The sequence below is a fragment of the Jiella sp. M17.18 genome, from assembly GCF_041027365.1.
GTDB lineage: Bacteria > Pseudomonadota > Alphaproteobacteria > Rhizobiales > Rhizobiaceae > VKMB-3413.
In genome coordinates, this window is record NZ_JBFTEH010000032.1 from 1 (window position 1) to 5,000 (window position 5,000).

At 57.2% G+C, this 5,000-nt stretch carries 2 tRNA genes and 2 rRNA genes (1 of these 4 running past the window's edge); all 4 read left to right on the forward strand.

What is annotated here, in order from left to right:
• Positions 1-378: 378 nt before the first annotated feature.
• Positions 379-1,863: ribosomal RNA gene (locus tag AB5S17_RS23100) — 16S ribosomal RNA — on the forward strand.
• 288 nt (positions 1,864-2,151) lie between these two features.
• Positions 2,152-2,228, forward strand: a tRNA-Ile gene (locus tag AB5S17_RS23105).
• 220 nt (positions 2,229-2,448) lie between these two features.
• Positions 2,449-2,524 (forward strand) — tRNA-Ala (locus AB5S17_RS23110).
• A gap of 651 nt (positions 2,525-3,175) precedes the next feature.
• Positions 3,176-5,000: ribosomal RNA gene (locus AB5S17_RS23115) — 23S ribosomal RNA — on the forward strand; it runs 1,098 nt beyond the window's last position.
• Together the 16S and 23S rRNA genes with 2 tRNA genes alongside form the textbook arrangement of a ribosomal RNA operon.

A 5,000-nucleotide genomic window follows, 5' to 3' on the forward strand; every position in this document is an offset into this window, starting at 1 on the left:
CCCACCGCCGACTGATGTCGGCGTGTTATTTGACATTGTGATATGAGAGAAGAAAGAGAAGCGTGGGCGGCGGTAAGTCTGCGGCTCTGCTGGACCGGTATCCTTTCCGGATTTGGCGGAGTTTGAGAGATGACACTAGTCGTTTCGCGTTTCGGTCAGATGAGAGCGGGGCTCTTTGTTTGGCGGCTTCGGTTCGGGTTATGCCTGGGCTGGGGTTGTCGTGAAGGGTCCCGGCATTTTGGCACTTTCGATCGCTTGCGGGCAGTGATGCCTTGCGGGCTTTTCGGCGTTCGGCCTTTGGTCGTACGGCGGGATCGGGGTGCTGAGGAACTCTCGTTGATGCTTTGAGACAGTGACGGCTGGGAGAAACTCTTTATCAAACCTGAGAGTTTGATCCTGGCTCAGAACGAACGCTGGCGGCAGGCTTAACACATGCAAGTCGAACGCACTCTTCGGAGTGAGTGGCAGACGGGTGAGTAACGCGTGGGAATCTACCCATCTCTACGGGATAGCTCCGGGAAACTGGAATTAATACCGTATACGTCCTGAGGGAGAAAGATTTATCGGGGATGGATGAGCCCGCGTTGGATTAGCTAGTTGGTGGGGTAATGGCCTACCAAGGCGACGATCCATAGCTGGTCTAAGAGGATGATCAGCCACATTGGGACTGAGACACGGCCCAAACTCCTACGGGAGGCAGCAGTGGGGAATATTGGACAATGGGCGCAAGCCTGATCCAGCCATGCCGCGTGAGTGATGAAGGCCCTAGGGTTGTAAAGCTCTTTCACCGGTGACGATAATGACGGTAGCCGGAGAAGAAGCCCCGGCTAACTTCGTGCCAGCAGCCGCGGTAATACGAAGGGGGCTAGCGTTGTTCGGAATTACTGGGCGTAAAGCGCACGTAGGCGGACATTTAAGTCAGGGGTGAAATCCCGGGGCTCAACCCCGGAACGGCCTCTGATACTGGGTGTCTTGAGTGTGGTAGAGGTGAGTGGAATTGCGAGTGTAGAGGTGAAATTCGTAGATATTCGCAGGAACACCAGTGGCGAAGGCGGCTCACTGGACCACAACTGACGCTGAGGTGCGAAAGCGTGGGGAGCAAACAGGATTAGATACCCTGGTAGTCCACGCCGTAAACGATGGAAGCTAGCCGTCGGGTTGTTTACAGCTCGGTGGCGCAGTTAACGCATTAAGCTTCCCGCCTGGGGAGTACGGTCGCAAGATTAAAACTCAAAGGAATTGACGGGGGCCCGCACAAGCGGTGGAGCATGTGGTTTAATTCGAAGCAACGCGCAGAACCTTACCAGCTCTTGACATGCCACGACGGTTACCGGAGACGGTTTCCTTCCTTCGGGACGTGGACACAGGTGCTGCATGGCTGTCGTCAGCTCGTGTCGTGAGATGTTGGGTTAAGTCCCGCAACGAGCGCAACCCTCGCCCTTAGTTGCCAGCATTCAGTTGGGCACTCTAAGGGGACTGCCGGTGATAAGCCGAGAGGAAGGTGGGGATGACGTCAAGTCCTCATGGCCCTTACGGGCTGGGCTACACACGTGCTACAATGGCGGTGACAGTGGGCAGCCAACCAGTGATGGTGCGCTAATCCCAAAAAGCCGTCTCAGTTCGGATTGCACTCTGCAACTCGGGTGCATGAAGTTGGAATCGCTAGTAATCGTGGATCAGCATGCCACGGTGAATACGTTCCCGGGCCTTGTACACACCGCCCGTCACACCATGGGAGTTGGTTCTACCCGAAGATGGTGCGCTAACCCGCAAGGGAGGCAGCCAGCCACGGTAGGGTCAGCGACTGGGGTGAAGTCGTAACAAGGTAGCCGTAGGGGAACCTGCGGCTGGATCACCTCCTTTCTAAGGACGATCCCTCATCCACATCGGATCCTCCGGCCTCGGCCGGACCGTCCGGTCCCTGGATATCGGATTGTTTTAGAACAAGGTGCCGATAGTCAGTCGGCGCCGCGCATACACGAAGCGCTCATGAAGCCGGTCTTCGGATCGGCCTACGGCGTAAGGGCAGGCCCCGCCGCCTTCGTTTCTCTTTCTTCCCTGGATGAATTGCCGGACCCGGTGCGCGTGTGCCCTGTCGCTCGATCGTCACGATCGGATGCGACGGTGTCGCGGTCCTGGACCTGAAGGTTCGGGCCCGTAGCTCAGCTGGTTAGAGCGCACCCCTGATAAGGGTGAGGTCGGTAGTTCGAATCTACCCGGGCCCACCAAATTGGTGGCACAGTGGTGCTGGCTGGGAAGCGATGCGGGCGACCAATTTGGTGGGCCCGGGTAGCTTTCTCGCTTTGTCTGTCCCCGCTTCGCTGCGGGCAGACGGGCACGGGCCCACTGCGCTGCGTCTGGACATGAGGCGCCTCTTCGGTAGGCCGAATGGCCGTCGCAGATCGCTCGGCGCCCTCGCGGAGCGCTTCGCGCGTGAGCGATAAAGTTGGGGCCTTAGCTCAGCTGGGAGAGCATCTGCTTTGCAAGCAGAGGGTCATCGGTTCGATCCCGATAGGCTCCACCACTCACTGTCGTTCGTGGTGGAGCTATCGGCTTGTTGCTTGGTCCGTCCTCGCTTTTCTGCGGGCGGACGGGTAGGCTCCGCCATAGCCATCCAGGAAGATAGACAACGGTTTGCAGTCCGTTCGGCCTTGGCCGTCGTGACTGCCTGTTCTCCATGTCATCGTGAAGAAGAAGACGGATCTCGAAGGATCGTCGCGAAATGTCTCCGGCAACGGAGGCTGCCCCTCTACTCCGGGGCCTCACCGAGTGAGAAGCGTGGTTCTGTCGACGAGAGGTTCGGCCAAGGGTTCATCGCCCGACGCCGGTCATAACGGCCTCTTGTCCTGTGATCGATGTTGCCTGACCGCACATCGTCGGGATCTGTCTCGAGAAGCTGGTCTTTCGTCGATTGGATATCATCCAGTCGACAGGGCACCGCTGCAGGACGCTGGAACGGGTTGCACGCCTGTCCGGTGTTTGCGGTGCCTTTAGAGAATGATCGCGATGTTCATCTCTCTCTTTCCTCTGACTTCGGCAAGTGGCCGCTGATCCGAGGGTCTTCGGACCCGAGGCGAGCGCAACCGCGCGTCGGCCGGTCAGGCCGCGCCCACGCAGCCGGCCCCTTGGGGCCTGGCGTGAGTGCAAGGAAACGATGAGCATTGGCGATGAGAACGATCAAGTGTCAAAAGGGCATTTGGTGGATGCCTTGGCATGCACAGGCGATGAAGGACGTGATACGCTGCGATAAGCCATGGGGAGCTGCGAATAAGCTTTGATCCGTGGATTTCCGAATGGGGCAACCCACCTTCGACTACCGTTAAGTTCTAACTGCTGAGCTGGCACGACGTCTTGCTGACGGGCACCCGATGAAGGGCGCACGGCAGTCAAAGGCCGACCGGCCGACGCGGCTTTTGCCGCGCCCTCGCGGAGCCGATCGCAAAGCGATCTGGCGTGAGCAGCTAGGATTAACGGTAGTCAGTGAAGGTATCTAACTCTGAATCCATAGGGGTTAGAAGCGAACTCGGGGAACTGAAACATCTAAGTACCCGAAGGAAAAGACATCAACCGAGACTCCGCAAGTAGTGGCGAGCGAACGCGGACCAGGCCAGTGGCCTCATATGAGAGAAGCCGAACACGTTGGAAAGCGTGGCGAGATCGGGTGACAGCCCCGTAGGCGCAATGCTCTTTGAGGTCCTTGAGTAAGGCGGGACACGTGAAATCCTGTCTGAAATTCGGGGGACCACCCTCGAAGCCTAAGTACTCGTGCATGACCGATAGCGAACCAGTACCGTGAGGGAAAGGTGAAAAGCACCCCGACAAGGGGAGTGAAAGAGAACCTGAAACCGAATGCCTACAAACAGTGGAAGCCCGCAAGGGTGACCGCGTACCTTTTGTATAATGGGTCAGCGACTTAGTCTGGCGAGCAAGCTTAAGCCGATAGGTGGATGCGTAGCGAAAGCGAGTCTGAACAGGGCGTTCAGTTCGTCGGATTAGACCCGAAACCGAGTGATCTAGCCATGAGCAGGCTGAAGGTGCGGTAACACGCACTGAAGGGCCGAACCCGCATCTGTTGCAATAGATTGGGATGACTTGTGGCTAGGGGTGAAAGGCCAATCAAACTCGGAAATAGCTGGTTCTCCGCGAAATCTATTTAGGTAGAGCGTCGGATGAACACCGTGCGGGGTAGAGCACTGGATGGGCTAGGGGGACTCACCGTCTTACCAAACCTAACCAAACTCCGAATACGCACGAGTGCTGTCCGGCAGACACACGGCGGGTGCTAACGTCCGTCGTGAAGAGGGCAACAACCCTGACCACCAGCTAAGGTCCCCAAGTTATGGCTAAGTGGGAAAGGATGTGAAGTTTCCAAAACAACCAGGATGTTGGCTTAGAAGCAGCCATCATTTAAAGAAAGCGTAACAGCTCACTGGTCTAGATAAGAGACTTTGCGCCGAAAATGTACCGGGGCTCAAGCCATACACCGAAGCTGTGGGTTCTGACGATCTTCGGATCGCAGAGCGGTAGCGGAGCGTTCCCTAGGCTGATGAAGCGGGACCCGTGAGGGCCCGTGGAGGTATGGGAAGTGCGAATGCTGACATGAGTAACGATAAAGGGAGTGAGAGACTCCCTCGCCGAAAGTCCAAGGGTTCCTGCTTAAAGTTAATCTGAGCAGGGTTAGCCGGCCCCTAAGGCGAGGCCGAAAGGCGTAGTCGATGGGAACCACGTTAATAATCGTGGGCCTGGTGGAGAGTGACGGATCGCGTGTGTCGTGAGCCCTTATCGGATTGGGTTTGCGGCGAAGCGGTCCCAGGAAATAGCCCCACCGTATAGACCGTACCCGAAACCGACACAGGTGGACTGGTAGAGTATACCAAGGCGCTTGAGAGAACTATGTTGAAGGAACTCGGCAAATTGCACGCGTAACTTCGGAAGAAGCGTGACCTCTTCATACGCAAGTGTGGAGGGGTGGCACAGACCAGGGGGTAGCGACTGTTTAC